General features: G+C 66.7%; 26 protein-coding genes. 11 read left to right on the top strand and 15 right to left on the bottom strand.

Features of this window, described 5'->3' with window-relative positions; translation table 11 throughout:
* Positions 1 to 91: 91 nt before the first annotated feature.
* Together ACWAUG_RS10870 and ACWAUG_RS10865 are read right to left on the bottom strand one after the other, a co-directional pair.
* The gene (locus ACWAUG_RS10870; RefSeq protein ID WP_460802416.1) at positions 92 to 1,372 is read right to left on the bottom strand and encodes a phenylacetate--CoA ligase family protein; all 1,281 of its coding nucleotides are present in this window, start codon (positions 1,370 to 1,372) and stop codon (positions 92 to 94) included.
* Between the two features lie 97 nt (positions 1,373 to 1,469).
* Positions 1,470 to 2,681 (bottom strand): glycosyltransferase, encoded by a 1,212-nt coding sequence (locus ACWAUG_RS10865; RefSeq protein ID WP_460802415.1) that lies wholly within the window; start codon positions 2,679 to 2,681, stop codon positions 1,470 to 1,472.
* 115 nt (positions 2,682 to 2,796) lie between these two features.
* Here ACWAUG_RS10865 and ACWAUG_RS10860 point away from each other — a divergent pair, with 115 nt between their 5' ends.
* The 6 genes from ACWAUG_RS10860 to ACWAUG_RS10835 all read left to right on the top strand — a co-directional run bounded on the left by ACWAUG_RS10860 (position 2,797) and on the right by ACWAUG_RS10835 (position 8,405).
* Positions 2,797 to 3,252: an adenylyltransferase/cytidyltransferase family protein gene (locus tag ACWAUG_RS10860; RefSeq protein ID WP_298040061.1), complete on the top strand. Its 456-nt coding sequence runs from the start codon at positions 2,797 to 2,799 to the stop codon at positions 3,250 to 3,252.
* 97 nt (positions 3,253 to 3,349) lie between these two features.
* Positions 3,350 to 4,888 (top strand): ABC transporter substrate-binding protein, encoded by a 1,539-nt coding sequence (locus ACWAUG_RS10855; RefSeq protein ID WP_460802414.1) that lies wholly within the window; start codon positions 3,350 to 3,352, stop codon positions 4,886 to 4,888.
* Between the two features lie 88 nt (positions 4,889 to 4,976).
* Positions 4,977 to 5,936: an ABC transporter permease gene (locus tag ACWAUG_RS10850; protein WP_460802413.1), complete on the top strand. Its 960-nt coding sequence runs from the start codon at positions 4,977 to 4,979 to the stop codon at positions 5,934 to 5,936.
* A complete protein-coding gene (locus ACWAUG_RS10845) occupies positions 5,933 to 6,787 on the top strand; it encodes an ABC transporter permease (RefSeq protein ID WP_460802412.1) in 855 nt (284 codons plus the stop codon). Before ACWAUG_RS10850 ends, ACWAUG_RS10845 begins: the two co-directional genes overlap by 4 nt.
* Complete coding sequence (locus ACWAUG_RS10840; RefSeq protein WP_460802411.1) at positions 6,784 to 7,554, top strand: ABC transporter ATP-binding protein; 771 nt, start codon at positions 6,784 to 6,786, stop codon at positions 7,552 to 7,554. Before ACWAUG_RS10845 ends, ACWAUG_RS10840 begins: the two co-directional genes overlap by 4 nt.
* A complete protein-coding gene (locus ACWAUG_RS10835) occupies positions 7,554 to 8,405 on the top strand; it encodes an ATP-binding cassette domain-containing protein (RefSeq protein WP_298040071.1) in 852 nt (283 codons plus the stop codon). Before ACWAUG_RS10840 ends, ACWAUG_RS10835 begins: the two co-directional genes overlap by 1 nt.
* Positions 8,406 to 8,415: 10 nt before the next feature.
* Here the strand turns inward: ACWAUG_RS10835 and ACWAUG_RS10830 are convergent, their stop codons facing one another.
* Together ACWAUG_RS10830 and ACWAUG_RS10825 are read right to left on the bottom strand one after the other, a co-directional pair.
* Complete coding sequence (locus ACWAUG_RS10830) at positions 8,416 to 9,123, bottom strand: DUF1684 domain-containing protein (protein WP_460802410.1); 708 nt, start codon at positions 9,121 to 9,123, stop codon at positions 8,416 to 8,418.
* Positions 9,124 to 9,132: 9 nt separating this feature from the next.
* Positions 9,133 to 9,534 carry an SIP domain-containing protein gene (locus ACWAUG_RS10825; RefSeq protein ID WP_460802409.1) on the bottom strand — a complete coding sequence of 134 codons (402 nt, stop codon included), beginning with the start codon at positions 9,532 to 9,534 and terminating at the stop codon, positions 9,133 to 9,135.
* Positions 9,535 to 9,619: 85 nt separating this feature from the next.
* Between ACWAUG_RS10825 and ACWAUG_RS10820 the strand changes: the two genes are divergently transcribed.
* Positions 9,620 to 9,883 carry a glutaredoxin family protein gene (locus ACWAUG_RS10820; RefSeq protein WP_460802408.1) on the top strand — a complete coding sequence of 88 codons (264 nt, stop codon included), beginning with the start codon at positions 9,620 to 9,622 and terminating at the stop codon, positions 9,881 to 9,883.
* Positions 9,884 to 9,938: 55 nt separating this feature from the next.
* Positions 9,939 to 11,687 (top strand): aldehyde dehydrogenase family protein, encoded by a 1,749-nt coding sequence (locus ACWAUG_RS10815; protein ID WP_460802407.1) that lies wholly within the window; start codon positions 9,939 to 9,941, stop codon positions 11,685 to 11,687.
* Between the two features lie 13 nt (positions 11,688 to 11,700).
* Here ACWAUG_RS10815 and pip read toward each other — a convergent pair whose 3' ends face one another.
* Positions 11,701 to 12,666: a prolyl aminopeptidase gene (gene pip / locus ACWAUG_RS10810; protein ID WP_460802406.1), complete on the bottom strand. Its 966-nt coding sequence runs from the start codon at positions 12,664 to 12,666 to the stop codon at positions 11,701 to 11,703.
* Positions 12,667 to 12,757: 91 nt separating this feature from the next.
* On the bottom strand, positions 12,758 to 13,642 hold the full coding sequence (ypfJ, locus tag ACWAUG_RS10805) for a KPN_02809 family neutral zinc metallopeptidase (RefSeq protein WP_460802405.1): 885 nt from the start codon (positions 13,640 to 13,642) through the stop codon (positions 12,758 to 12,760).
* 58 nt (positions 13,643 to 13,700) lie between these two features.
* Between ypfJ and ACWAUG_RS10800 the strand changes: the two genes are divergently transcribed.
* On the top strand, positions 13,701 to 14,690 hold the full coding sequence (locus ACWAUG_RS10800; RefSeq protein ID WP_460802404.1) for a malate dehydrogenase: 990 nt from the start codon (positions 13,701 to 13,703) through the stop codon (positions 14,688 to 14,690).
* A gap of 19 nt (positions 14,691 to 14,709) precedes the next feature.
* Here ACWAUG_RS10800 and ACWAUG_RS10795 read toward each other — a convergent pair whose 3' ends face one another.
* Positions 14,710 to 15,216, bottom strand: a complete 507-nt coding sequence (locus tag ACWAUG_RS10795) for a hypothetical protein (RefSeq protein WP_460802403.1) — start codon at positions 15,214 to 15,216, stop codon at positions 14,710 to 14,712.
* Positions 15,217 to 15,351: 135 nt separating this feature from the next.
* On the opposite strand from ACWAUG_RS10795, the gene ACWAUG_RS10790 reads away from it, so the two are divergent.
* Complete coding sequence (locus ACWAUG_RS10790) at positions 15,352 to 15,810, top strand: recombinase family protein (RefSeq protein WP_460802402.1); 459 nt, start codon at positions 15,352 to 15,354, stop codon at positions 15,808 to 15,810.
* 36 nt (positions 15,811 to 15,846) lie between these two features.
* Here the strand turns inward: ACWAUG_RS10790 and ACWAUG_RS10785 are convergent, their stop codons facing one another.
* The 5 genes from ACWAUG_RS10785 to ACWAUG_RS10765 all read right to left on the bottom strand — a co-directional run bounded on the left by ACWAUG_RS10785 (position 15,847) and on the right by ACWAUG_RS10765 (position 20,923).
* Positions 15,847 to 16,413: a DNA-3-methyladenine glycosylase I gene (locus tag ACWAUG_RS10785; RefSeq protein WP_460802401.1), complete on the bottom strand. Its 567-nt coding sequence runs from the start codon at positions 16,411 to 16,413 to the stop codon at positions 15,847 to 15,849.
* 38 nt (positions 16,414 to 16,451) lie between these two features.
* Entirely contained in the window at positions 16,452 to 18,509 is a 2,058-nt protein-coding gene (locus ACWAUG_RS10780; protein WP_460802400.1) for an acyl-CoA dehydrogenase family protein, read from the bottom strand.
* A gap of 136 nt (positions 18,510 to 18,645) precedes the next feature.
* Positions 18,646 to 19,461, bottom strand: a complete 816-nt coding sequence (locus ACWAUG_RS10775) for a MetQ/NlpA family ABC transporter substrate-binding protein (RefSeq protein ID WP_460802399.1) — start codon at positions 19,459 to 19,461, stop codon at positions 18,646 to 18,648.
* 29 nt (positions 19,462 to 19,490) lie between these two features.
* Positions 19,491 to 20,162 (bottom strand): methionine ABC transporter permease, encoded by a 672-nt coding sequence (locus ACWAUG_RS10770; RefSeq protein ID WP_460802398.1) that lies wholly within the window; start codon positions 20,160 to 20,162, stop codon positions 19,491 to 19,493.
* Positions 20,162 to 20,923 (bottom strand): ATP-binding cassette domain-containing protein, encoded by a 762-nt coding sequence (locus ACWAUG_RS10765; protein WP_298041343.1) that lies wholly within the window; start codon positions 20,921 to 20,923, stop codon positions 20,162 to 20,164. The genes ACWAUG_RS10770 and ACWAUG_RS10765 overlap by 1 nt, the downstream gene beginning before the upstream one ends.
* Before the next feature lie 74 nt (positions 20,924 to 20,997).
* On the opposite strand from ACWAUG_RS10765, the gene ACWAUG_RS10760 reads away from it, so the two are divergent.
* Positions 20,998 to 21,420, top strand: coding sequence for an OsmC family protein (locus ACWAUG_RS10760; RefSeq protein ID WP_298041341.1), 423 nt, complete (start codon positions 20,998 to 21,000; stop codon positions 21,418 to 21,420).
* 64 nt (positions 21,421 to 21,484) lie between these two features.
* Here the strand turns inward: ACWAUG_RS10760 and ACWAUG_RS10755 are convergent, their stop codons facing one another.
* The 3 genes from ACWAUG_RS10755 to ACWAUG_RS10745 all read right to left on the bottom strand — a co-directional run.
* Positions 21,485 to 22,714 carry an HTTM domain-containing protein gene (locus tag ACWAUG_RS10755; RefSeq protein ID WP_460802397.1) on the bottom strand — a complete coding sequence of 410 codons (1,230 nt, stop codon included), beginning with the start codon at positions 22,712 to 22,714 and terminating at the stop codon, positions 21,485 to 21,487.
* On the bottom strand, positions 22,665 to 23,411 hold the full coding sequence (locus tag ACWAUG_RS10750) for a DUF5819 family protein (RefSeq protein WP_460802396.1): 747 nt from the start codon (positions 23,409 to 23,411) through the stop codon (positions 22,665 to 22,667). Before ACWAUG_RS10750 ends, ACWAUG_RS10755 begins: the two co-directional genes overlap by 50 nt.
* A gap of 86 nt (positions 23,412 to 23,497) precedes the next feature.
* Positions 23,498 to 24,262, bottom strand: a 765-nt coding sequence (locus ACWAUG_RS10745) for an LPXTG cell wall anchor domain-containing protein (RefSeq protein ID WP_460802395.1), incomplete at its 5' end; no start/stop codon positions are given.

Genomic DNA, 24,262 nt, shown 5'->3' with positions numbered 1-24,262 from the left:
CAGTCTGCACCCCATTCCCAGACAGGGCGCAGCTCCCGGAACATCCTACATTTGCCCACCGGGAGCTGCTGGCGCGATACTCACAGGACTCTCAGCCAGAGAGCTCCGAGATCACGAGCCTCGCTTTGCCTCCGGAGCTCTCGATCGCCTCGACGGCGACCGCGGTGACGGACGCTTCATCGTCGAGCAGTGCGCGCAATGTGCGTGCTGCAGTGGCAGCGGCGATTTCGGCGGTGTGCAGCTCGAGCGGTACGTAGCGCAGCGTCACCGAGAAGTCCGGATGCTGGATCACCTGCATCTGGCGGATGGATCCCGGCGCATCCAGGAAGAGCCCGCTGAGCCCTCCGGTCACCTGCTTTCCCGATGGCGTGCGCAGGACATCGGCGACGCGACCCTGCACCGGATCGATCCGGGCGAAGGGCAGCCCACAGGGGCATTCCCCCTCGAGCATTCGCGAGCGGTCCCCCATCTCATAACGGATCAGGGGGAAGACCTCGTTGCTGAAGTCGGTGACGAGGACTGTTCCGAGCTCTCCCGCGGCAGCCGACGCTCGATGTTCGTCGACGATCTCGACCCGTCGCTGATCGGCAGCAATGTGAAGACCGCGGTGCGCGCCGCATTCCGCGGCGATCCAGGGGATCTCGGCCGACCGGTAGGTGTCGTACACGGGAGCGTTGAACGTCTGCTGGATCAGATCCCGCTGGCCGGGCTGGAGCATCGCGGCGGTCACCGAGACCGCGGTCGTCTGGAGTTGCCGGCCGGAGCGTTGCAATTGGGCGGCGACGGCCGTGGCCCCTTCGACATAGGCGATGAGGAGATCGGGCTGGACGCGGTGCCACGCCGCGAGGAACTCCTCTGCCGATTCTTCGGTGATCGCACGGGCGTCGAGGTGGATGTGCCGGCTGGGCCACCATTGGAGCCGGCGCAGCACCGCCTGCTTGCCCTGCTCCATGCGCCGGTAGATGAAGGCCGTGTCATCGGCGGGATGAACGCCCCACCAGCGGTACATGCGCCACCACATCGCTGCGGTCGGGGCCGCGGCGTCATTGCGCACATGCAGCGGTGCTCCCGTACTGCCGCCGGTCTGCGACCGGAGCGCTCGTTTACCGTCGACGCCTCGTGCGAGAACCTCGTCCCCGACGGCGCGGAGGGCGCCCTTCGTCACGACCGGCAGACTGGTGAAGTTTCGCGATTCCGAGACGTCGGCACGCGTGAAGCCGGCAGCGCTGTAGAGGTCCCGATAGAACGGCGAGCGATCGAATGCGTGCACCGCGATCCGCGTGCTGCGTTCGTCGATGAGACGCTCCAGTTCGGCGGCGCTCAGATCCTCGTTGCGCATCATCTCCGCATATGCACGACGATCCGTCCGCATCAGAAGGCGCGTTTTAGCCTCGAAAATCGCTCTCTTCACAGCTCCCCACAAGCTCCGGCGCGATGCCGATCGCATCCATAGTAGATCGCGGGTGTCTTTACAGCTCCCCCGGCCGCATGGCTTCGGCGTCGATGGCGTCGATGATGCGGTTCGCGGCGGTGCCGGTGCGTTCGCGACCGCGTCGGGGCGCGTAGACGAACAGTGAGTGGAAGAGGAAGCGAGCGAAGAACGCGACGATGAGCGAGAGCGCGGTGGCGAGGACGCTGGAGATGTGCCAGGTCTCGACCATGAGCGCCATGATCGGGATGCGCAGGGCCGCTTCGACGTTGTTGAAGGCGAAGGATGCGGCGAAGCGTGCGCCGACGCCGCGGGCTTCGGGGCGCATGTCGCGGAAGACGAAGCGTTCCTGCAGCAGGAAGTTTCCGACGATGGTGGCTTCGGCGCCGACGATCGCCGCCCAGATGTAGGGCATCCCGGCGAGGGTGAGCAGCCACATGATGCCGATGTTGGCGATGGCGCCGATGCCGCCGATGATCGCGAAGCGCGACATCTTGCCGAATCGCAGTCGGGCGAGATGGATGACGAAGGTGGTGCCCTGGCGCAGGGATGCTTTGGAGGTGCCGCTGTGACGTTGACCGAACGACATGGGAACTTCGGCGATGCGCACGTCGCTGCGGGCGAGGATCTCGAGCAGGATCTTGAATCCGCTCGGGCGGAGTGCGGCGAGGTCGATGCGGCTGCGGTCGACGAGGAAGAAGCCGGTCATGGGGTCGGTGCTGCGCGCGAGGCGGCGCGGGAACATGGCTTTGGTGAGCCAGGTCGAGGCGCGGGAGACGCCGAGGCGCAGGGCGGTGCCGAGGCCGCGGGAGTCTCCGCCGCCGATGTAGCGGGACGCGGCGACGACGTCGGCGTCGCCGCGCGCGAAGCGGTCGAGCAGGGCCGGGATGAGCTCGGGCGGATGCTGGAGGTCGCCGTCCATGACGATGCAGATATCTGCGGCGGCTTCTCGCAGGCCGAGGGCGACGGCGCCGCCGAGGCCCCCGGTGTTGTCGTCGCGGTGGATGACGCGAACGGGCAGGTTCGCGGTCGCGCCGACACGCTCGACTTCAGAGGCTGTGTCGTCGGTGCTGTCGTCGACGAAGAGGATCTCCGTCTCATGGCCGGAGACGGCGGCGGATGCGCGGGCGACGAGCTCGGCGACGTTGTCGCGCTCGTTGAACGTCGGCACGATGATCGTGACAGCGGTGCTCACGCGCCCACCCCTCCGACAGAACAAGGACAACGTCCTCCATCGTCCCACGCCGGGCATCGTGCTCGTGCACTGTCGCGGGAGCGCCTGCCGCGCTAAACTGGGCCTCGCGCGGCTGTGGGAGTCGCGCGGCGGCCGTGGGGGCCGCGACTGGGGATTCTGATCTGGGGAGATCATGGGGACGCGTATCGGCTATGCCGCGGGGGCTTTCGACCTTTTTCATGTCGGGCATCTGAACCTTCTGCGCCATGCGAAGCAGCACTGCGATGTTCTGATCGCGGGTGTCGTCAGCGATGAGATGCTGCGGCAGGTGAAGGGCATCGAACCGGTCGTCCCGACCGCTGAGCGAGCCGAGATCGTGCGCCACATCTCCTTCGTCGACGATGTCTTCATCGAAACGGCGCCGCAGAAGATGGATGCGTGGCGCGAGGTCGGCTTCACGCACTTCTTCAAGGGCGATGACTGGCGCGCCACGGAGAAGGGCGAGCGCTTGGAGCGGGAGTTCGCGACGGTGGGTGTGGAGGTCGTCTACTTCCCGTATACGGCGCACACCTCGAGCACGTCTCTGCGGCGAGCGCTGGATGCCATCACTGCCGGGGCCGCGCCGGCTCGCGCCGCGGCATCCCGCTGACATCCGGCGTCATTCGCGGCAATCCGGGAATATCTGGATGCCGGGCGCGATTAGCTTTGGATGTGCGCATACTCGCGCATACACATCTGAGGAAGTCATGACGAAGAAAAGCTTCGCGGTCACCGCACTCATCACCGCTGCCGCCCTTGCGCTCACCGCGTGCTCGGCAGGCACCGATTCCACGGGCGGCGACAGCGCCGCGACCGGATCGATCACCTATGTGATCGGAGGCGACCCCACGTCGTTGAACCCGATCAATGTCGGGGATCGCTGGGGCTTGAGCACGACGAACCTCGTCTACTCCCCTCTGGCCCGCGTCGAGGGCGATGGCACGATCGTCAACGAGTTGGCCGAGAGCATCGAGCCGGCCGATGACGGCCTGTCGGTGACGGTGACGCTGAAGGAGGGCCTGCTGTGGTCCGATGGCGAGCCGCTGACCGCTGACGACGTCGTCTTCACCTACACGAACAAGGCGGTGCGTGAGAACGGCGCCGCCGATCTGCTGTGGGTGGCGGGCGAGCCGATCACGGCCGAGGCGACGGATGAGCGCACGGTCGTCTTCACCCTGCCGTCGATCAGCGCCGCGGCGCTGAGCAACATCGCCACCGAGACGTACATCATCCCCGAGCACGTCTACGGCGACGTCTCCGACTTCTCGGGCTCCGAGCTCGATCCGATCGCTGTGGGCTCGGGCCCGTACACGCTGACGGCCTATGAGCGCGGCCAGTACCTGACGTTCGAGGCGAACGAGAACTACTACGGCGATGCCCCGAACATTCCGAACGTCACGCTGCAGATCGTTCCGAACGCCGACACGGTGAAGACGGCACTGCAGACGGGCGAGGCGGATGCCTCGTTCGCGACGCCGGATCAGATCGATGAGCTCTCCGGCGCGGGCCTGGACATCTACCCGTATTCCGAGGGCCGCGTCGCCTACCTGGGCCTGAACCTGGCGAAGCTGACCGACCCCGCGGTGCGTCAGGCGCTGTTCTTCGCGCTCGACCGCGATGAGCTCAACGACGCTGCGTACCTGTCGGACGAGTACTACGAGAACGCGTACACGATCCTGCCTCCGAGCAACGCTTTCGCGACGGAGGACGTCGAGAAGTACGAGCAGGATCTGGATGCCGCATCCGCTGCCGAGGGTACGAAGATCACTCTCGCCTATGCGGGTTCGGATCCGGCGCAGACGACGCAGGCGACGCTGATCCAGCAGCAGCTGAAGGCCGCGGGCGTCACGGTCGAGCTGGCCGGTGTCGAGGCCGCGTCGATCTATACCGAGTTCGAGAAGGGCGCCGACTCGAAGTACGACGCATTCCTGGGCGGCTACATCATGGGCGCCGACCCGGACGCGTACAGCGCGCTGTTCCGCACGGATGCGTCGTCGAACTTCTTCCACTATTCCAACCCGGCCACGGATGCGCTGTTCGATGCGGGTGTCGCCGAGCTGGATGCTGAGGCGCGTGGTGCGATCTACGATGATCTTCAGGCGCAGATCGCCGAGGATGCCGTGATCTACCCGATCACCGACAACCTCAAGATCCTCGCCGTGAACTCGCGCATCGGCGGTGTCGAGGAGGCCGGGCTGGTCCCGATCTACACGCTGGAGAACTTCGGTCTGCTGACCGAGAAGTGACGTCGACGGATGCCGTGAGCTGCGCCACAAGCCGGCTCACGGCATCCGTCTGTCCGCCGGAGAACCCACCCGGCAGAAGGAGAACCCCGTGATCAGGTTCATCGCCCGACGGCTCGTGCAGGTCGTCCCGATGCTCCTGCTGCTGTCGTTCGTGGTGTTCCTGCTGATCCAGCTGGCGCCCTACGACGTGGTCGATTCGATCACGACTCCGAACATGTCGGATGAGACGGTCGCCGCGATGCGGGCGAAGTTCGGTCTGGATCAGCCCGTGATCACGCAGTATCTGCTGTGGCTCGGGAACGTGCTGCAGGGCGATTTCGGCTATTCGCTGACGAGCCGGCAGACGATCAGCTCCGAGCTCGCGGCCCGCATCCCGAACACGATGCTGCTGGTGGGCCCCGCATACCTCGCGGCCCTCGTCGTCGCGATCGTCCTGGGGCTGATCGCCGGCTCCCGAAAGGGCCGTTGGGCGGATCGCATCATCGATTCGGTCGCCGGCATCGGCATCGCGACGCCGTCTTTCTGGTTCGCGCTGCTGATGATCTACGTGTTCGGCTACCTGTTGCGCTGGTTCCCGATCATCGGCATGAACACTGTGGGCAAGCAGGGCGATCCGTTGGATCTCCTCGCCCACTACGTGCTGCCGTTCACGGTGCTCGTGGTGGCGTTCTTCCCCGAGCTCAGCCGCTATGTGCGTTCGGCGACGATCAATCAGCTGTCGCAGGACTATGTTCTGGTGCAGCGCGCCTACGGTTCGCCGGGCCGCCGCATCCTCGGGGTGCACATCAGCCGCAACGTTCTGCTGCCGATCGTGACGCAGCTGGGGCTGGCGCTGCCGATGCTCATCACGGGGGCGATCATCACCGAGTCGGTGTTCGCCTGGCCGGGCATCGGCCCCTATTTCCTGACTGCGACGAAGAGCCTGGACTATCCGGTGATCCTGGCGGTGCTGCTGCTGTCGGCGCTGATGGTGATCATCGGCAACCTGATCGCCGACATCCTGTACGTGCTCGTCGATCCGCGCATCCGGTTGGGAGGAGCAGCATGACCGTCCCCGTCATCATCGACGATCCGAAGCCGCGCCGCACGCGTCCGTTGCGCTCCGCGTCGGAGATCGCCGCGGCCGTGTTCCTGACGCTCGTCATCGCGATCAGCATCCTGGCTCCTCTTCTTCCCCTCGACCCCGATACGACGGATCTCGCGATCCGCTGGCAGGGTCCGAGCGCTGCCCATCTGCTCGGTACCGACGACGTCGGACGCGACTACCTGTCGCGGGTGATCTACGGCGGGCGCATCTCGCTGCTGGTCGGCGTTCTGGCGATGCTCGCGTCGACGGCGATCGGTGTGGTCGTGGGCCTCACGGCCGGTTATGCCCGCGGCTGGGTCGATGAGGTGCTGATGCGCTTCGTCGATTTCCTGTCGTCGATCCCGTGGATGGTGCTCGTCATCGTCGCGAGCGTATTCCTGCGCCCGGGGCTGTGGACGATCATCGTGGTGATCGGGCTGTTCTCCTGGATGCCGACGGCACGGCTCGTGCGCGCGGAGACCCTGTCGCTGCGTGAGCGCACCTATGTCGGTTATGCCCGTTTCGTCGGCGAGCGCGCCCGCACCGTCATCTGTCGGCACGTGTTGCCGGATGCTCTGCCGACCATCATCGTCGCGGCGACCGCGACGATCTCGGCGGCGATGCTGACCGAATCGGCGCTGAGCTTCCTGGGGCTGGGCATCCAGCCGCCGATGGCCTCGTGGGGCAGCCTGCTCGAATCGGCGCAGGGGTCCCTGGCGCGCAGCCCTCTGCTGGCGGTCGTTCCGGGTCTTCTTGTCATGCTGACGGTGCTGTCGTTCAACGTCCTCGGCGATGCGCTGCGGCGCAAGGTCAGCGAGGAGACGGCGGTATGAGCATCCTGAGCATCGACGATCTGACGATCGATCTGCCGACAACGGGCGGACCCTTCCGCGTCATCGACGGACAGTCCCTCGACGTTCCGGCGGGCGGGATCCTCGGCATCGTGGGCGAGTCGGGTTCGGGCAAGACCATGATGCTGCGGGCGATCATGGACATCCTTCCCGAGGGTGCGGATCGTCGCTGGTCGCGCATCGCGTTCGACGGTGCCGATGTCACGGGCCGCTACGATCACTCCCGCCTGCCGATCTCGATGGTGTTCCAGGACCCGTTGACGTCGTTCAATCCGCTCATGCGCATCGGTGCTCATCTCGTCGAGGTCGCCCGCCGCCGCGGTGTCGCCCGGTCGGAGGCGAAGCGCCAGGCGGTTGATGCTCTCGCCGCGGCCCGGATTCCCGACCCGGAACGGGTCTTCGCCCGGTACCCGCATGAGCTGTCGGGGGGCTTGCGCCAGCGCGCGATGATCGCCATGGCGCTGCTGGCCGAGCCTCGTCTTCTGCTTCTGGATGAGCCGACGACGGCGCTGGATGCGACGGTGCAGGCCGAGATCCTCTCCCTGATCCGTCAGCTGCAGGCTGAGCGCGAGCTCACGGTCGTCATCGTCACGCACGATCTGGGCGTGGTTGCCGCGCTCTGCGACACGGTCGCGGTCATGAAGGACGGCCGCATCGTCGAGACGGCCCCGGTCGATCGGCTGTTCACCGCGCCCGAGCACCCGTACACGCGTCAGCTGCTGGCGGCGATCGATGAGGGGATGCTCTGATGGGCGGGCTCATCCGCGTGGGCGATCTGCGCAAGACGTACCCGGTGCGCAACGCCTGGGGCCGGAAGATCGGAAGCCTGGATGCTGTCGATGGTGTGACCCTGGAGATCGCCGCCGGTGAAACCCTCGGCGTCGTGGGCGAATCGGGCAGTGGTAAGTCGACGCTGGGCCGGTTGATCCTCGGCGTTGAGCGGCCGACGGCGGGAGCTGTCGAGCACACCGGTTCGGGCGAGATGCAGATCATCCATCAGGATCCGTTCTCGGCGTTGAACCCGCATCGTTCGGCGTTGGCGAGCGTGATGGAGCCGTTGACGGCGCGGGGCGCCTCGGCGGCGAGTGCCGAGGCTGCCGCCCGTGAGGCTCTGGCCGCGGTCGGCATCGACGAGGATGCTGTGCGCAAGCGTCCGCGCGCATTCAGCGGTGGCCAGCGGCAGCGCATCGCGATCGCTCGGGCGATCGCCCCGCGTCCGGCGTTCATCGTGTGCGATGAGCCGGTCTCGGCGCTGGACATGTCGATCCAGGCGCAGGTGACGGATCTGCTGAAGGATCTGCAGCGGGAGTTCGACCTCACCTACCTGTTCATCTCGCATGACCTGTCGGTGGTGCGGGAGATCGCGACGCGCACGGCGGTGATGCGTCGGGGTCGCATCGTCGAGCTGGCTCCGACCGCCGAGCTGTTCGCCGCTCCGCGGCATCCCTATACGCGCCGTCTTCTCGATGCGGTGCTGTTGCCGGATCCGGTGCGCGCCCGCGAGCGTTTGGCGCAGGTGGCCGCGCGCCCGGCTGCGGCCGAGGCCCTGCCGGACGGACCGCTCGTCGAGGTCTCCCCCGATCATTTCGTCGCGGGCTGAGCGGTGGGGGTCAGGAGTCGGCGCGCAGGGCCCGGCGTTCTCCGGCGGTCACGGCGATGGGCAGGCGGTTCTCGGGCGGCGGCAGCGGGCAGACGTACTGATCGCTGAAGGCACACGGCGGCAGGTAGGCGCGGTTGAAGTCGACGGTCACGGCGCCCGCAGCATCCGGGGCACCGATCGGCAGGAACCGGAACGGATAGGTTCCGCCGCTCGCCGAGGAATCGGCGATGACGGCGTTGAGCGCACCGCCGTCATCCGAGACGATCAGCGTGCGCTCCTCGCCCCTGATCATCAGCGTGACGCGCCCTCCGGCCGGATGGGTGCTCTCGTGCCCGTCGACGCTGCGGATGAGGCGTTCCTCTCCTACCGCGGCCGGTTCGTATCGTCCGGTGAGTGCCCATGCGGCATCCGGTGCATAGGATTCGATTCCCGTCAGCTGCACGCGGGCGGGGTTCTCGGGGTCGTGGACGCGCAGGGCGAGTGCGCCGTCGCGGGCGAAGGCCCGCAGCTTCACCGCGCCGATCACGGTCTCGGCGAAGGGCGCGAGGACGATGTCTCCGATTCCATCGATTCCGGTGCCGATGACCGCGCCGTCGCCGGTATGCCAGCGGCCGGGCGCCCCCTCATAGGCCTGCGGGTCGCCGTCGAGCCAGTGCGTGTGCCGCAGCGAGGCGATGCCGTGCGGTGCGTGGATCTGGTCCCAGCGGGTGGCGTTCATACCGCCAGGCTACGCGGGCGGGGCGTGCACGCCGAGCAGGCTGCGCGCCATCTGCGCGACTCTGGGTGGTGTGTGGGGGCCGAGCCATACGGTCCACGGTGTCTGGGGTTCAGAGCACGTCCACTCCACACACCACCCATGAACGGCAGTTCCGAGACGCTCGCCCCTCGCGCGCGCCTCGATGCCGTCTCCCCGCACGAGCCAGCGCACCGATACCCCCTCGGGGACATCGATGTGGCGCGTTTGGATGCGCGCCGCTGCTTCCAGGATCACGGTGCCCATCGTGTCCCAGGGCAGCTGCCGGCAGATCTCGCTGATCACGGGAACATCGTGGACGTCGCCGGCGATGAGCACCGGCCCGTCGATGTTCGCCCAATCCGGATCTTCGAGATGTTCACATGCGGAGGTCACGCCCACAACCATAGGTGAGGCTTACCTAAGTCGGCAACTATTGATTTCGGATGCCGATGTCCCCGTCCCGCCATATCCTGGAATCATGACTGCTCCCGCCTCTGACACGATCACGATGTTCGGCGCCGACTGGTGCCGCGACTGCGTCCGCACCAAGAAGCAGCTCGACGAGCTCGGCATCGCGTACACGTACATCGACCTCGTCGCCGACCCCGATGCCGCTGATGTCGCGAAGGAGATCTCGGGCCGCACGAACATCCCCGTGGTCGTCTACCCGGATGCTTCGCACCATGTCGAGCCGTCGAACGACGACGTCGCGACCAAGCTGCGCGAACTCTCGCTGATCTGATCCCGCGCCCGCGCGCTCCGCGCCCGCGGACGCCGGCACTCCGAAGGAGACCCGAATGACGTCAGCGACCACCCCGGCCCCGGCATCCGCCGGACTCGACGATGCCGTGCGCGAGCGTCTCGACGACGCGATCGCCGATCTCGCCGAGGGCGGGCGCACCTGGTCGGCGCTCTCGGTCGCGCAGCGCGCGACGGTGCTGCGCGCCGTGCGCACGAATGTCGCGGCATCGGCCGAGGAGTGGGCGCACACCGCGAACGCGTCGAAGGGCCTCAACGGCAGCCACCCGCTGCGCGGCGAGGAGTGGCTCTCGGGGCCCTACAGCGTGATGGGCGCACTCGATGCCTACATCGAGACGCTCTCGCGGATGGGCGAGGGCCGCAACCCGCTCGAGGGCGTGCGCATCGACCGCGCGCCGGGCGGCCGGGCCCGCGTTCTTGCGTTCCCGCTGACAGGTCTCGACAAGTTCCTGCTGTCCGGCTTCACGGGCGAGGTGTGGCTCGAGCCCGGCACGACGCCGCGAACGGCCCGCGCGAGCGCAGGCCTCGCCCAGCGCACCCCGACCGAGTTCGGCGGCGTGGGCCTCGTGCTCGGTGCCGGCAACGTCACCTCGATCCCCATCCTCGACGTGCTCTACGAGCTGCTCGCCCACAACCGCACGGCGCTGCTGAAGGTCAACCCGACGCAGGACGCGCTCGTGCCTGTCTTCGAGCACGCCTTCGCACCCCTCATCGAGCCGGGGTTCCTGCGCATCGTGCGCGGCGCGGGCGATATCGGCGCCTATCTCACCGCGCACAAGAGCCTCGTCCACGTGCACATCACGGGCTCGGCGGCGACGTTCGATGCGATCGTGTGGGGAACGGATGCCGCCGCGAAGCGCCGTCGCCGCGAGGATCGCCCGAAGCTGAAGAAGCCGATCACGGCCGAACTGGGCGGCGTCTCGCCGATCATCGTGGTCCCCGGAGACTGGTCGGATGCCGACATCACCTTCCACGCGGAGCACATCGCGACGATGCGTCTGCAGAACTCGGGGCACAACTGCATCGCTGGCCAGATGGTCGTCCTGTCGAAGGATTGGCCGCAGCGCGAGCAGTTCCACGCGGCCCTGCGCCGCGCGTATGCACAGGCTCCGGAGCGGCCGATCTGGTACCCGGGCTCGGCCGCCCGCATGGATTCCGCGAACGACGATTACCCGGATGCGCTCGTGCTCGGCGATCGGCTGCTCGTCGAGCTCGATGCCGATGACGATGCCTCGGCGATCGAGAGCACGGAGTACTTCGCACCGGTGCTCGGCGTGGTCGAGCTGCCCGGCACGGGCCAGGAGTTCCTCGATGCCGCGGTCGCGCATGCGAACGAGAAGCTGCACGGCACGCTCGGCGCGAATGTGCTGATCGATCCGGTCACCCAGAAGCACCTGGGCAGCGGCTTCGAGCGGGCGATCGCCGAGTTGCGCTACGGGTCGATCGCGATCAACGCGTGGACGGCGTTCGGGTTCATCATCCCGACGCTCACCTGGGGCGCTTATCCAGGCAGCACCACGGCAGATGTCGGCAGCGGCATCGGAGTGGTGCACAATGCTCTGCTGCTCGATGGCGTCGAGCGTTCGGTGATCCGGGGGCCTTTCCGTCCGCTCCCCCGCTCTCTTCCGCTGCTCAACGGCGGCGGGCGCTTCACGATCCTCCCGAAGCCGCCGTGGTTCGTCACGGCGGCTTCGGGTGCCGTCGTCAGCGAGGGGCTCACGCGCTTCCGCGCGAAGGGCGGAGTCCTGACACTCGCGAAGACGTTGCTTCAGGCGCTGCGCGCCTGAGCGCACCGGCGGTTCAGTCGTCGGCGAAGAGGTCGGTCGCGTCGCGGAGGGAGCGGGCGATGCCCGGTTCGGATGCCGCGTGCCCGGCGTCGTCGACGACGACGAACGTCGCTTCGGGCCATGCCTGATGCAGGTCCCAGGCGGTCATCATGGGCGTGCACACGTCGTAGCGCCCCTGCACGATGACGGCGGGGATGTGCCGGATGGCGTCGACGCCGTCGATCAACTGGCCCTCTTCCCACCAGCCGCCGTTGACGAAGTAGTGGTTCTCGATCCGGGCGAACGCGACGGCCGTGGCATCCTCGGTCATCTGCTCGACCTTGTCGGGGTCGGGGTGCACCGTGATGGTCGATCCTTCCCAGCGGGTCCAGGCCTTCGCCGCAGGCACGTGCACGGCGGGGTCGGGGTCGAAGAGGCGACGGTGGTAGGCCTCGAGCATGCGGCTGCGCTCGAGCACGGGGATCTGGTCGACGTAGTCCTGCCACAGGTCGGGGAAGAGCGCTGCGGCGCCGCCCTCGTAGAACCATTCGAGCTCGAGCCGGCGCAGGGTGAAGATGCCGCGCAGCACGAGTTCGGTGACGGCATCCGGATGCGCCTGCGCGTAGGCGAGCGCGAGGGCGCTCCCCCACGACCCGCCGAAGACCTGCCACTTCTCGATGCCGAGGTTCTTGCGCAGCAGTTCGATGTCGGCGATCAGATGCGCGGTGGTGTTGAAGCGCATGTCGGCGTCGGGCGCGCTGGCATGCGGGATGCTCTGGCCGCACCCGCGCTGGTCGAACAGCACGATGCGGTACTTCTCGGGATCGAAGAATCGGCGATGCCAGGGAGCTGTGCCGCCGCCGGGTCCGCCGTGCAGGAAGACGACGGGCTTGCCGTCGGGGTTTCCGCTGACCTCCCAATAGATGCGCTGCCCGTCACCCACCAGTTGCATGCCGCTGTCGTACGGCTCGATGGGTGGGTAAAGCGCTTCCAGGTTCATCTCGGCCCCCGCTGTATGAGATCCGCCGTCCTCCGGCGGTGCCTTCACCGTACCGCGCGGAGTGCGGTTGGCGGGGTGGGACGCGGCCGGGTCAGGACACGTCGCTGATCTTGACGTCGGCGGCGAACGTGTCGCAGACGCCGAGGCCGTTCTCGTAGCCGTTCGCGAACCAGAACTGGCGGTTCGCGCTGGAGCCGTGCGTGAACGATTCGGGGTTGGAGAAGCCCGACATCTCCTGGATGTGGTCGTCGCCGACGACGAGGGCGGCGTTGAGCGCGTCGGCGAGTTCCGCTTCGCTCGGCTCCTGCATGTAGTGCACGCCGTTGGCATCGGTCTGGTTCGCGGCATCGGCGAGCCACGCGCCGGCGTAGCAGTCGGCCTGCAGCTCGATGCGCACGCCATCACTGCCGGGGCCGGTCTCGCGGCCGGGGTGGTCGGCCATGACGCCGGTGATGTTCTGGATGTGGTGGCCCCACTCGTGTCCGACGATGTAGAGCTGGGCGAGGTTGCCGGCGGATGCTCCGAACTGCGTGCGCATGAGTTCGTAGAAGTCGGGGTCGATGTAGATGCTCTGGTCGGGCGGGCAGTAGAACGGTCCGACGGAGTTGGATGCTGTGCCGCACCCGGACTGCGTCTGACCGGTGAACACGTAGAGGGTGGGTTCGACGTAGCCGTCGACGTGGTCGGCCCAGTAGTCGTCGAGGAGCACCTGGGCGCCGGCCATGCGGCAGTCGTCCTGGGTGTTGGCGTCCTCGCCGGTGTCGCACAGCAGGGCGGCGCTCTCCTCGGATGCGGGGGCTCCCCCGCCCTGGGTTCCTCCGCCGAGGAAGGGGGTGAGGTCGATGCCGAGCAGCGGGCCGGCGATGAGGGCGATGATGCCGAGGACTCCGACGCCGCCGATGCCGGCGACTGCGGCGGTGCGGCCCGGACGGCGGGTCTTGTGCGTCGAGATGTCGGCATCGGGGTTGAACGTCATGCCGTGAGGGTACCGCGCACCCTGTTCTCCGCGCCGTAGCCGTCGTAGGCTCGGGCGCATGGCGACGACGATCACGATCACGGGTGCGGGCGGGCAGATCGGTTATGCCCTGCTGTTCCGCATCGCCGCGGGCGACATGCTGGGTGCGGATGAGAGGGTGCGGTTGCGGCTGCTGGAGATCCCGCAGGGGATGAAGGCGGCCGAGGGTGCGGCTCTCGAACTGCAGGACGGCGCGTTCGGGCTGCTCGAGAGCGTCGAGGTGACGGATGCCGCGAGCACTGGTTTCGATGGTTGCGACATCGCCCTGCTGGTGGGGGCGCGTCCGCGCGGCCCCGGCATGGAGCGGGCGGATCTGCTCGCCGCGAACGCGGGGATCTTCGGCCCGCAGGGTCGGGCGATCGCCGAGAACGCGTCGCCCGGAGTGCGGGTGACCGTGGTGGGCAACCCTGCCAATACCAATGCGCTGATCGCCGCGGCATCCGCCGATGGTGTTCCGGCGGAGCGCTTCACGGCGCTGACCCGACTCGATGAGAACCGGGCTCGGGCGCAGCTGGCGCTCACGCTGGATGCCCCGGTGGCGAGCATCCGGCGGGTGCCGATCTGGGGCAACCATTCGGCGTCGCAGTTCCCCGACATCTCACATGCGACGGTCGGCGGCCGGCCGGTCGCCGAGGCACTGGCCGAGCGTGTGGGCGATGTTCCGGCGTGGTTGGAGGAGACCTTCATCCCGCGGGTCGCGAAGCGCGGGGCGGAGATCATCGAGGTTCGCGGGTCCTCTTCGGTGGCATCGGCCGCGAACGCGACGATCGAGCACACCCGCGATTGGGTGCTCGGAACCGACGACTGGACGAGCGCCGGCGTCGTCTCGCACGGCGAGTACGGGGTGCCGGAGGGGCTCGTGTCGTCGTTCCCGGTGCGATCAGTGGACGGCGAGTGGCGGATCGTCGAGGGGCTCGAAATGGATGCCTGGGCGCAGCGCCGTCTGGATGCGACGGTCGCCGAGCTCGTCTCCGAGCGGGAGGCCGTGCGGGCGCTCGGCGTGCTGTGAGGGTGTCAGCGCGGGCGGGTCAGAACGTCCCACCCGGGTAGACGTCCTCGGGCAGGATGAAGCACTCTGACCCCGACTCGATGCGGAACGTGCCGCGCTCGTCCTCGGAGATGATGTAGTTCGCTGCCGTGTCGAGGGCCATCAGCTGCACCGCATACGTGTCGCCGGGCGTCATCCAGGACCGGCTCTCGAACCTCGGGTCGTCGGCGTAGTGCGCCTCGATGTCCTTGACGAGCGCATCGATATCGACGCCGGGAACCATCGTCACCGTCGTGAAACCGTTCCAGTTGTGGCTCTCCTCGTCGCAGGAGAGCAGCACCCCGGTCTCCTTCTGCTCGACGCTGACGATGTCCTCCTCCGGAACCAGCGCGGCGATCTCCCGCTCGGTCTCCTGAGCGGCCGCCTTCGCCTCCTGCCAGGTGAGGCCGGAATCCACCGGCTCCTCATCCACGGGCGCACTGCACCCGGAGAGCACCGCCCCGGCCAGGCCCGCGGCGAACACCGCGCGTACGATTCGACTGTTCATACCGATAGCCATCCCAACGTCGGAGAACCGAAGCCAGAATACGCGCCCGCCGCTTCCCGGGAACCGCCGCGCCGGGATCACCGTTCAGATGTCGCTCTTAACCGGCACAGGGCACAATGGAGGAAGGAGGAAACCATGAGTGACGTGACGACGGGTTCGAACGCCGATGAGGCGATGACGAGCCCGCTGAATCTGCCGCATGTGGCGACCGAATGCTCGAAGTGCTTCACCGAGCTGCAGCACGATCACGCGTGGTGGCACGCGCGCCCCGCGCAGTCGCGCCTGGTCGGCCTGGTGGTCTCCCGCGAGGGGATGCCGTCGATCGTCGAACAGCGTGACGAGCTGACCCGCTTCGGTGTACCGATCGAGGGGTTCCGGCACCCGGCCCCCGAGATCCTCGAGAGCTGGAGCGATCGCCTCGCCCGGTTCATCGCCACCCTCAAGTCGGGCGATGTGCTCGTCGTGGCGAATGTGCACGCGCTGGGCCGCGATCGCGATGAGGAGACGCGCACGATCTCTGAGCTGCGCCGCCGCGGCGTGATGGTCAAGGTGCTCAGCACCGACCACCGTCACCTCGCCGACGCTCAGCGCTGACCTCCGCCCCTGACGCGCAGAGTTCGCGTCGCACGGCTACGCCCGCCAGCATCCCTCGATGTGGTCGTCGGCCATGCCGGTCGACTGCATGAGCGCGTACATCGTGGTGGGGCCGACGAACCGGAAGCCGCGCTTGCGCAGCGCCTTGCTCATCGCGGTCGACTCGGGCGTCACGGCCGGCACATCGTCGAATGATCGCGGGCGGGGGCCGGATGACGGGGCGAACGACCACAGGAGGGCGTCGAGCTCACCCGGCTCCATGTCGCGCACGAGGGCGGCGTTGGAGATCGTCGCGGTGATCTTCTGCCGGTTGCGGATGATCCCGGCATCCTGCATCAGCCTCTCGACGGCATCACCGTCGAAGGCCGCGACCCTCTCGGGGTCGAAGCCTTCGAACACCGCGCGGAAGCGCGGGCGCTTGCGCAGGATCGTGATCCAGCTGAGTCCTGCCTGGAACCCCTCGAGCGAAATCTTCTCGAACAGCGCACGATCGCCGTGCAACGGCACGCCCCACTCCTCATCGTGGTAGCGCTGGTACTCGGCATCCGCCCCGACCCACGCGCAGCGCGCGCGGCCGTCGGCGCCCCTCGACAGTGACGTCATGTCATCAGCCTATTGAGGGGCGCCGACATCGGCTCGCGTCAGCGGGCCTGCTTCTTCTTCATCGCCTTCTCCGACAGCGGGGCGTTGCCGGATGCCGCGAGCTCGGCGTAGTACGCGCGGGCCTCATCCTGACGCTGCTGTTCGGCCCCCGAGGCGATGGGCGCCCGCACGTGCTCGGGCTCGTAGCCGAACGCGTTCACGAGGTCGAGCGCGTGCGGGCGCAGGCGCAGGCACAGCCGGTCGATGTAGCTCGACACGGCGGCGGCGCGCTGCGTCGACAGGCGGCCGTTGATGATGTGCCAGGCGAGGTGCTTCTCGATGAGCTGCAGGCCGAACAGGTCGCGCAGCCAGGTGAGCACCTGGCGGGTGTCCTCATCGGGAACACTGGCGACGGCATCCGTGAACGCCTCCCACTGCAGCAGCTCGCCGTGCGCGCGGGCCGCTTCGATGAGCTCGGTCTGGTTCTCGTTGAACAGCTTCTCGCCGAGCGCCTTGTCCTTGCCGGCCGGGCGCAGGCGTCCGGCGATGTCGGCCACCATCTGCTGCACCCGGTCGGCGAGCAGCTCGTGCTGCTGCTCGGCGCGCAGACCGTTCTCGACCGAGCGGGCGGTCGAGCCGAAGTCGGCGACCGTCTGCCCGAAACGGCGGAGCCCTGCGCCGTGGAACACCTTGCCCGCGGTCTGCCCGACGGCGTACTTGGCGAGGGCCGCGGCATCCTTGTCCTTGAACTGCTTGGCGAAGTCGGTGAGCAGACGCTTGCCGACGAGCTGCAGCAGAATGTTGTTGTCGCCCTCGAAGGTGACGTAGATGTCGAGGTCGGCGCGCAGGCCGACGAGGCGGTTCTCGAACATGAAGCCCGATCCGCCGCAGGCCTCGCGCGCCTCCTGCAGGGTGTCGAGCGCGTGCCAGGTCGACAGCGGCTTGAGCGCTGCGGCGAGCGTCTCGAGGTCCTCGCGGTCGTCGGGGGTGTCGGTGCGGCCGGAGAAGACGCCGTCGAACTTCTGCAGGAACTCGTCGTGCGCGAAGATCTGCGCGTACGTCGTCGCGAGGCGCGGGAACAGTCGGCGCTGGTGCTTGCCGTAGTCGAGCAGCACGACCTCCTGGCCGTCGGCTCCGTCGAACTGGCGGCGCTGCGAGCCGTAAGTGATGGCGATGTGCAGCGCGAGGGCCGACGCCCACGATGCGGCGCCGTCGAGCGAGACGCGACCCTGCACGAGCGTGCCGAGCATCGTGAAGAAGCGGCGGCCGGGGCTGTCGATCGGGCTCGTGTAGGTGCCGTCCGCGGCGACGTCGCCGTACTTGTTGAGCAGGTTGGTGCGCGGGATGCGCACCTGGTCGAACGTGAGGCGCCCGTTGTCGATGCCGTTCAGGCCGCCCTTGAGTCCGTCGTCCTCACGGGTGATGCCGGGCAGGTCGACGCCGTCGTCCCCGCGCAGCGGCACGTAGAAGCAGTGCACTCCGTGGCTGACGCCGTTCGTGATGAGCTGCGCGAAGACGGTCGCGGCGATGCCGTGCACGGCGGCGTTGCCGAGGTACTCCTTCGTCGCCCCGCGGAACGGGGTGTGGATGACGAACTCCTCCGTCTCGGGGTCGTATGTCGCGGTGGTCCCTGCGGATGCCACATCCGACCCGTGCCCGATCTCGGTCATCGCGAACGCACCGGGGATCGAGAGATCCATGATGCCGGGCAGCCACTTCTCGTGGTGCTCCTCGGTGCCGAGCTGGTGCACGGCAGATCCGAACAGCCCCCACTGCACGCCGGCCTTGATCTGCAGGCTGGGGTCTGCGGCGACGAGCTCTTCGAAACCGGCGATGTTCGCGCCGTTGTTCTCCTCGCCGCCGAACTTCTTCGGGAACGATCGGTGCACCGCGCCCTGCTCGACGAGCAGGTGCAGCTGGCTGAGCACGCGCTCGCGGTGCTCGTCCTTGCCGAGCTCGTCGATGCGCCAGAACGCGGGATCCTTGATCATCTCGCGGGCCGTGCGACGCGTGTCGGCCCAGGTGCCGAGCAGCAGGTCGGTGACCCGCTCGACATCGATGCGCGGAGCGTCTTCGGCGGCGGATGGGGCGGAATTGCGGACAGCGGCGTCGACCATGGTTTTCCCCTCAGAGAGAAGTAAGGATGCTTCAATCGTAGGAGTCCTCTAAGACGACCCCAAGCGGCTTATGCGATCCCTCTAAGTGAACCGCGGTCGCGGGCCGCCCCCGGTTGTCGCGTCGCCACAGGCCCACTCAGAACGCGACGTCGATGGTTCCGTTCGATTCGATGACCTCGCGCACCTCGTCGCTGGCGAAGGCCTTCTTCAGGGCCTCGGTCTCTGCGGACTTCGCGTTCTCTTCGCGCACGACGAGGTAGAGGGCGAAGCGGTCGTCGGTCTCGGTGATGAGTCCGTCTTCTTCGGGCGTGAGGCCGAGGGCGGCGATGTGCGACGGCCACTGGAAGACGAGATCGGCTTCTTCGTAGGCGGCGTTGAGGGATGCGATCGGAACCTCGAGGAACTCGACGTTCTTCGGGTTCTCGGCGATGTCCTTCACGGTCGCGGCGTAGGGGTCGACGCCCTCTGCGAGCGTGATGACACCCTCGGAGTCGAGCAGCTTGAGCGCGCGGCCGAGGTTGGCGGAGTCGTTGGGAACGGCGATGGTCGCGGCATCCGGCAGGTCTGCGATGTCATCGAGGGTCTTCGAGTAGAAGGCGATGTCGAAGTTGTAGACCGGCTGCACCCCGGTGAGGGTGCCGTTGTTCGCCTCGTTGAACAGCTCCATGTAGGGCACGTGCTGCGAGAAGTTCGCGTAGACGTCTCCGTCGTTGACGACGTTGTTCGCGGTGATGTAGTCGGAGATCTCGACGAGTTCGATCTCGTAGCCGTCTTCGATGGCTTCACCGGCAGCGAGCACCACATCGGTCATGGGCGAGGTGACCGCGGCGACCTGGATGACGACTGGTTCGTCGGTGATCGCATCCGATTCGCCGGTGTCCGGCGCGGAGCATCCGGTGAGGACGATGGCGGCGCCGAGGATGACGGCGAGTCCGAGACGGGAGGTGCGCATGGTTCCTGCTCTCTATATATAGGGACGGTTCAGCGGTGGTCGAGGCGTTCGGATGCCCGATGCCCCACCGCCTGGATGGCGAGCACGCAGACGACGATGATCGCGATGGTGATGTACATGAGGGCGTCGTTGTACTCCTGGTAGCCGTAGCGCATGGCGAAGTCGCCGATGCCTCCGCCGCCGACGACGCCGAGCACGGTGGAGTACGACAGCAGGCTGATGGCCGCGGAGGTGAGCGCGTAGACGAGGCCGGAGCGTGCTTCGGGCAGGAGGATGCGCCAGACGGCCTGCGGCAGGCTGGCGCCCATCGAGACGGCGACGCGGGAGATTCCGGGTGGGATCTCGCGGAGGATCTGTTCGACGAGGCGCGCGTAGATCGCGACGGCCACGAAGCACAGCGGCAGGGTGGATGCTTCGGTGCCGAAGCTCGTTCCCATCACGGCGCGCGTGAACGGGATGAGGAAGACGACGAGCAGCAGGAACGGGAAGGAGCGGACGATGTTGATGTAGAGGTTCGCGATCGTCCAGATCGGCCGGTTCTCGGCGATGCCGCCGCGCTGGGTGAGGAAGACGAGCATGCCGAGCGGGAGCCCGATGATGACCGCTGCGGCGAGGGAGACGATCATCATGTAGCCGGTCTCGGCGAGGGCTTCGACGATGTCGTCGCCGTAGTCGGCGAGGAGTTCGGTGAGCCAGGTCATCACATGAGCTCCCGTCTGACCTGCTCGTGATAGCTGGGCATGGCGCGCAGGTCGCTCTTCTTGACCGTGAAGAGTTCGCGCATCCGCCCCTTTTCGAGCAGCAGTGCGCGGTCGCAGACGGCTTTGACGACGTCGAGGTCGTGGGAGATGACGATGATGGTGGTGCCGAGTTCGGCGCGGGCGTTAAGGAGCACGCGCAGGATCTCGCCGGTGGTGCTGGCGTCGAGCGATGAGGTGGGTTCATCGCAGAGCAGTACCGGGGGTCGGGTGATGAGGGCACGGGCGAGAGCGACGCGCTGCTGTTCGCCGCCGCTGAGCTGGGCCGGGTAGTGGTCGGCGCGGTGGGTGAGGCCGACGAACGCGAGCATCTCGTCGACGGCGGCGCGGCGTTCGGCGCGCGTGCGCCGGGTGTCGTCGGCGACCTTGAGCGGGATTTCGACGTTCTGGCGCACGGTACGGCTGCTGAGCAGGTGGATGCCCTGGAAGACGACGCCGATGCGGCGTCGGAGTGCGCGCAGCGCTGCGCGGTTGCGTCCGGCGACGTTCTCTCCGTCGACCGTGACGGTTCCGCTGGTGGGGGTTTTCAGAGCGTTGATGAGTTCGAGCAGGGTCGTCTTGCCGGCGCCGCTTTCGCCGATGACGCCGAAGATCTCACCGCGTCGGATGCTGACGCTGATGCCGTCGAGGGCGGGAGGTGTTGCGGGGCCGCCGTGGCGCACGACGACATCGTCGAACGCGACGATCGTGTCTGTATGTGCCATCGGTGAGTGCCGTTCTGTGTGACCACGGCTTCATCGCCCGGATTACCTGTACTGCGTCCAACTATAGTGGCCTGATGGCTATGAGGTACCGGACCGAGGCGATCAACAGCGACGGCGGAGACGGCGTCGCCCGGGTTCCGGGCGGGCTCGCCGTGACGGTGTCGTCGCCGTTGAACCCGCGGCGAGATCCGGCGGGCACAGACCCCGAACAGTTGCTGGCGCTGGCGTGGGCGACGTGTTTGAATGCCACGGCGCAGGCCGTCGTCGCCGGCCGCAGTCGCACCGCGGTTCGCGTCGAGGTCGAACTGCACGATGCATCCGCCGGGGCGGGTTTCGAGTTCCACGTCGACGCGTATCTCTCGCTGGCGGATGCTTCGGTCGACGAGGCGCGTCAGGTTCTGGATGCTGCGCACGCCCGCTGCCCCGTCTCGAAGCTTCTGGGCGCCGCCGCGACCGTCGAGGTGCATGTCGAGGAGTGGCGAGCTCCCGGCCAGTGAGCGCATGAGAAACGGGCTGAGCGAGGAACGAGCCGAAGCCGCTCCCCCACTCAGCACGTTTCTGTCAGATGCTGGCGGCGGGTTCTGTCGCGGGCTTCTCCGCTGCTCTTGCCGACCGACGAGTGCCCACGGGCTCCAGTTGTTCTGCCGGTTGTTCTGAGGTTTGTTCCGCAGTTTGGTCTGCGGTGCTCCGCCAGGACTTCGTGACTCCGTGGCCGATCGCGAGCCAAGTGCGGTCGCGCACGAAGATCGCGTCAATGGAGATCATGGCGAGGGAGAACCAGGGCAGCCCCATGAGGACGGCGATCGAGATATGGAAACCGACGATGCCGAGCAGTGCGATCACTCGCGTGAAGCGGTTCATGAGCATGAACGGGAACGACACCTGCAGGATGATCGATCCCCACGACGCGATGACAACAGCGGGACCCCATGTGGTGGCGAGCTCACTGAGCCACGGCCAAGAGCTGCCGTAGAGCTGCGTTTGGAGCGGCCCGTATACGGCTATGCCCTGCTCCCAAAGCGTGCCAGAGGCCTTATAAAGACCACCCGATGCGTAGATGATCGAAACCTGTGCGGTGAGAATCACGAGCACGAGGTTGTGCGCCGCATTCGTGAGCCACTCAGGCAGCACTGGTGCGCCCTTCCACGCACGCACGAGGACGCCTCCGCGAACGTAGCCGGCTTTCTCTCTGCGACGCGCGTCGAGAGAAAGTCGCCGCGCTGAATCTGCAAAGAACAGGAAGAACAGGCAGATGCGGTAGACGTTGTCGCTCTGATCGCTCACCGCATCATTGGTCTCGATCAGGCTCACCCAGAGCACGAAGTAGACGGGAAGAACCAACCGGATGCGCCATCCGACCACAATCAGTGCTGCGAGAACAGCCAGCACGATGAACACCAGCGTGATGAACAACATGCTGTGAGACAGGTGCCGCACGATGCTGAACAACCAGACTCGCGGCAGAGCCGCCTGCGGATCGACGCTCTCTTGCGTCCAGGTTGCAGCCGGACCGTAAAGGTAAGATCGGGCGGCGAAGTTCGAGAACAGAAGTCCGAGCCCGACCAGTCCCAGAACAATCCGCATGATCGCGGTGCCGTACTGTGCGTGCTTTCGCCCAGTGAGCCACTCTTCACAGAATCCCAGGAGTCGGGAGAGGCCTGCGCCGATTCCTCTAAGCGCGTGCGTCACCATGAGCCAGAGGAAACCAGGGACTCTGCGGATCACGTTAACCCATGCCATGTCAGCAAACTCCGATCGGAGCCGAGCAGAAATAATCGCGGAACTGATCACGCGATTGGCCATCGTATTCAATCAAACCGCGCCATCCGTAGTCCTGAGAGACGGGTTCGGGTCGCGTTGCCTCGGGATTGTTGCGTTGAGAAAAGGGGATAACCGCTTGACGAGAGACTCGGAACTGGACTTTATCCACGTCGTCACCCCAAACAGCGTAAGCAACTTGAGTCGCGTACGCAGCGACACGCTCTTCCGCCTCGAGATACTTGTCGGGGGCGTTGGAAGATTCCGCCGTCAGCCGCTCCGCAAGTCGTTCGTTCCACGCATCCTTATGCCAGTTCAAGCCGACGAGCTCCTGGCTGGACTCGTCGAGATCCTTGTACTCCGTGTACAGGCCACGGGTGACATCGACGGCAAGGCCGGCTGAGCGAGGCGGCGTGAGATTGTGTCGAATCCAAGACGTCTCGACATCTGTTGCGCGGACCCAATCTGTCACGGATTCATCTCCGTCACCGTTCTTGACCTGAGCGCGAATGTCCAAGTAGTAGTCGCCGTTGATCGGAGAAGGCGCGAACACGCTCCACGACTGCCCAAAGAGTGGCGACATATACCCTCGCAGTGCGCTCTTCGGAACCACCTCACGCAAAGGAGATGCAGGAGCGACCCAGAGGAATGTGGCAAAGATGTGCCAGATGACGAATAGTCCCATTGCGAGCAACACCCATCGGCGCCACACCCGTGATTTCGCGTGCATCGTTCTCCGTGTTCTTACTTGTATTAGCGAACGGACGGGCAACCCGAGATCCGAAGACCTCGGGCTGCCCGCCGGTTCTAACTAGCTCAGTTCTCGTTAGCTGCGGTGCGCTTGCGGCTCACCATATATCCAGCTGCGCCGAGAAGCAGGAGCGCAATGCCGATCGGAACCGAGGCTCCGAGGTCGAGACCCGTCGCCGGCAGGTTGCCGGATCCGGACGCGATGACTCGGAAGGTTCCGCTGATCGAGCCGGACTCGGCGCCGGTGAGCGTCACCGTGTGCGCACCGAGCTCCGTGCCCTGCGGGATGACCCAGGTGAAGGTCACCGTTCCGTTGGCGTCGGCCGTCTGCGTGCCGAGCGCCAGCGGGTCGGAGTTCATCACACCGGTGACGACCTCACCAGGCTGGAAGCCCGTTCCGACGGTGGTCTGCGTGTCACCCACGCGAACCTCAGGGATACGAACATCGATCGCGAGCTCTGCTGCGTCAGCATCTGCATCCACGTCAGCGTCCACATCAGCGTCCACATCTGCATCGACGTCAGCGTCCACATCTGCGTCCACGTCAGCGTCCACGTCAGCGTCCACGTCAGCGTCCACATCTGCATCGACGTCAGCGTCCACATCTGCGTCCACGTCAGCGTCTACATCTGCATCGACGTCAGCGTCCACGTCAGCGTCCACATCTGCGTCCACGTCAGCGTCTACATCTGCATCGACGTCAGCGTCCACGTCAGCGTCCACATCAGCGTCCACATCTGCGTCCACGTCAGCGTCCACGTCAGCGTCCACATCAGCGTCCACATCAGCGTCCACATCAGCGTCCACATCAGCGTCCACATCAGCGTCCAC

The organism is Microbacterium sp. GXF6406 (assembly GCF_054798215.1).
The sequence above is the reverse complement of the archived record's forward strand: the minus strand, read 5'-3'. Positions and strand labels throughout refer to the sequence as shown.

Bases quoted from the DNA above. Each gene is read 5' to 3' on its own strand.
- ACWAUG_RS10870 (WP_460802416.1), bottom strand. From the start codon at position 1,372: ATGCGGACGGATCGTCGTGCATATGCGGAGATGATGCGCAACGAGGAT.
- ACWAUG_RS10865 (WP_460802415.1), bottom strand. From the start codon at position 2,681: ATGCCCGGCGTGGGACGATGGAGGACGTTGTCCTTGTTCTGTCGGAGG.
- ACWAUG_RS10860 (WP_298040061.1), top strand. From the start codon at position 2,797: ATGGGGACGCGTATCGGCTATGCCGCGGGGGCTTTCGACCTTTTTCAT.
- ACWAUG_RS10855 (WP_460802414.1), top strand. From the start codon at position 3,350: ATGACGAAGAAAAGCTTCGCGGTCACCGCACTCATCACCGCTGCCGCC.
- ACWAUG_RS10845 (WP_460802412.1), top strand. From the start codon at position 5,933: ATGACCGTCCCCGTCATCATCGACGATCCGAAGCCGCGCCGCACGCGT.
- ACWAUG_RS10840 (WP_460802411.1), top strand. From the start codon at position 6,784: ATGAGCATCCTGAGCATCGACGATCTGACGATCGATCTGCCGACAACG.
- ACWAUG_RS10835 (WP_298040071.1), top strand. From the start codon at position 7,554: ATGGGCGGGCTCATCCGCGTGGGCGATCTGCGCAAGACGTACCCGGTG.
- ACWAUG_RS10830 (WP_460802410.1), bottom strand. From the start codon at position 9,123: ATGAACGCCACCCGCTGGGACCAGATCCACGCACCGCACGGCATCGCC.
- ACWAUG_RS10820 (WP_460802408.1), top strand. From the start codon at position 9,620: ATGACTGCTCCCGCCTCTGACACGATCACGATGTTCGGCGCCGACTGG.
- ACWAUG_RS10815 (WP_460802407.1), top strand. From the start codon at position 9,939: ATGACGTCAGCGACCACCCCGGCCCCGGCATCCGCCGGACTCGACGAT.
- pip (WP_460802406.1), bottom strand. From the start codon at position 12,666: ATGAACCTGGAAGCGCTTTACCCACCCATCGAGCCGTACGACAGCGGC.
- ypfJ (WP_460802405.1), bottom strand. From the start codon at position 13,642: ATGACGTTCAACCCCGATGCCGACATCTCGACGCACAAGACCCGCCGT.
- ACWAUG_RS10800 (WP_460802404.1), top strand. From the start codon at position 13,701: ATGGCGACGACGATCACGATCACGGGTGCGGGCGGGCAGATCGGTTAT.
- ACWAUG_RS10795 (WP_460802403.1), bottom strand. From the start codon at position 15,216: ATGAACAGTCGAATCGTACGCGCGGTGTTCGCCGCGGGCCTGGCCGGG.
- ACWAUG_RS10790 (WP_460802402.1), top strand. From the start codon at position 15,352: ATGAGTGACGTGACGACGGGTTCGAACGCCGATGAGGCGATGACGAGC.
- ACWAUG_RS10785 (WP_460802401.1), bottom strand. From the start codon at position 16,413: ATGACGTCACTGTCGAGGGGCGCCGACGGCCGCGCGCGCTGCGCGTGG.
- ACWAUG_RS10780 (WP_460802400.1), bottom strand. From the start codon at position 18,509: ATGGTCGACGCCGCTGTCCGCAATTCCGCCCCATCCGCCGCCGAAGAC.
- ACWAUG_RS10775 (WP_460802399.1), bottom strand. From the start codon at position 19,461: ATGCGCACCTCCCGTCTCGGACTCGCCGTCATCCTCGGCGCCGCCATC.
- ACWAUG_RS10770 (WP_460802398.1), bottom strand. From the start codon at position 20,162: ATGACCTGGCTCACCGAACTCCTCGCCGACTACGGCGACGACATCGTC.
- ACWAUG_RS10765 (WP_298041343.1), bottom strand. From the start codon at position 20,923: ATGGCACATACAGACACGATCGTCGCGTTCGACGATGTCGTCGTGCGC.
- ACWAUG_RS10760 (WP_298041341.1), top strand. From the start codon at position 20,998: ATGGCTATGAGGTACCGGACCGAGGCGATCAACAGCGACGGCGGAGAC.
- ACWAUG_RS10750 (WP_460802396.1), bottom strand. From the start codon at position 23,411: ATGCACGCGAAATCACGGGTGTGGCGCCGATGGGTGTTGCTCGCAATG.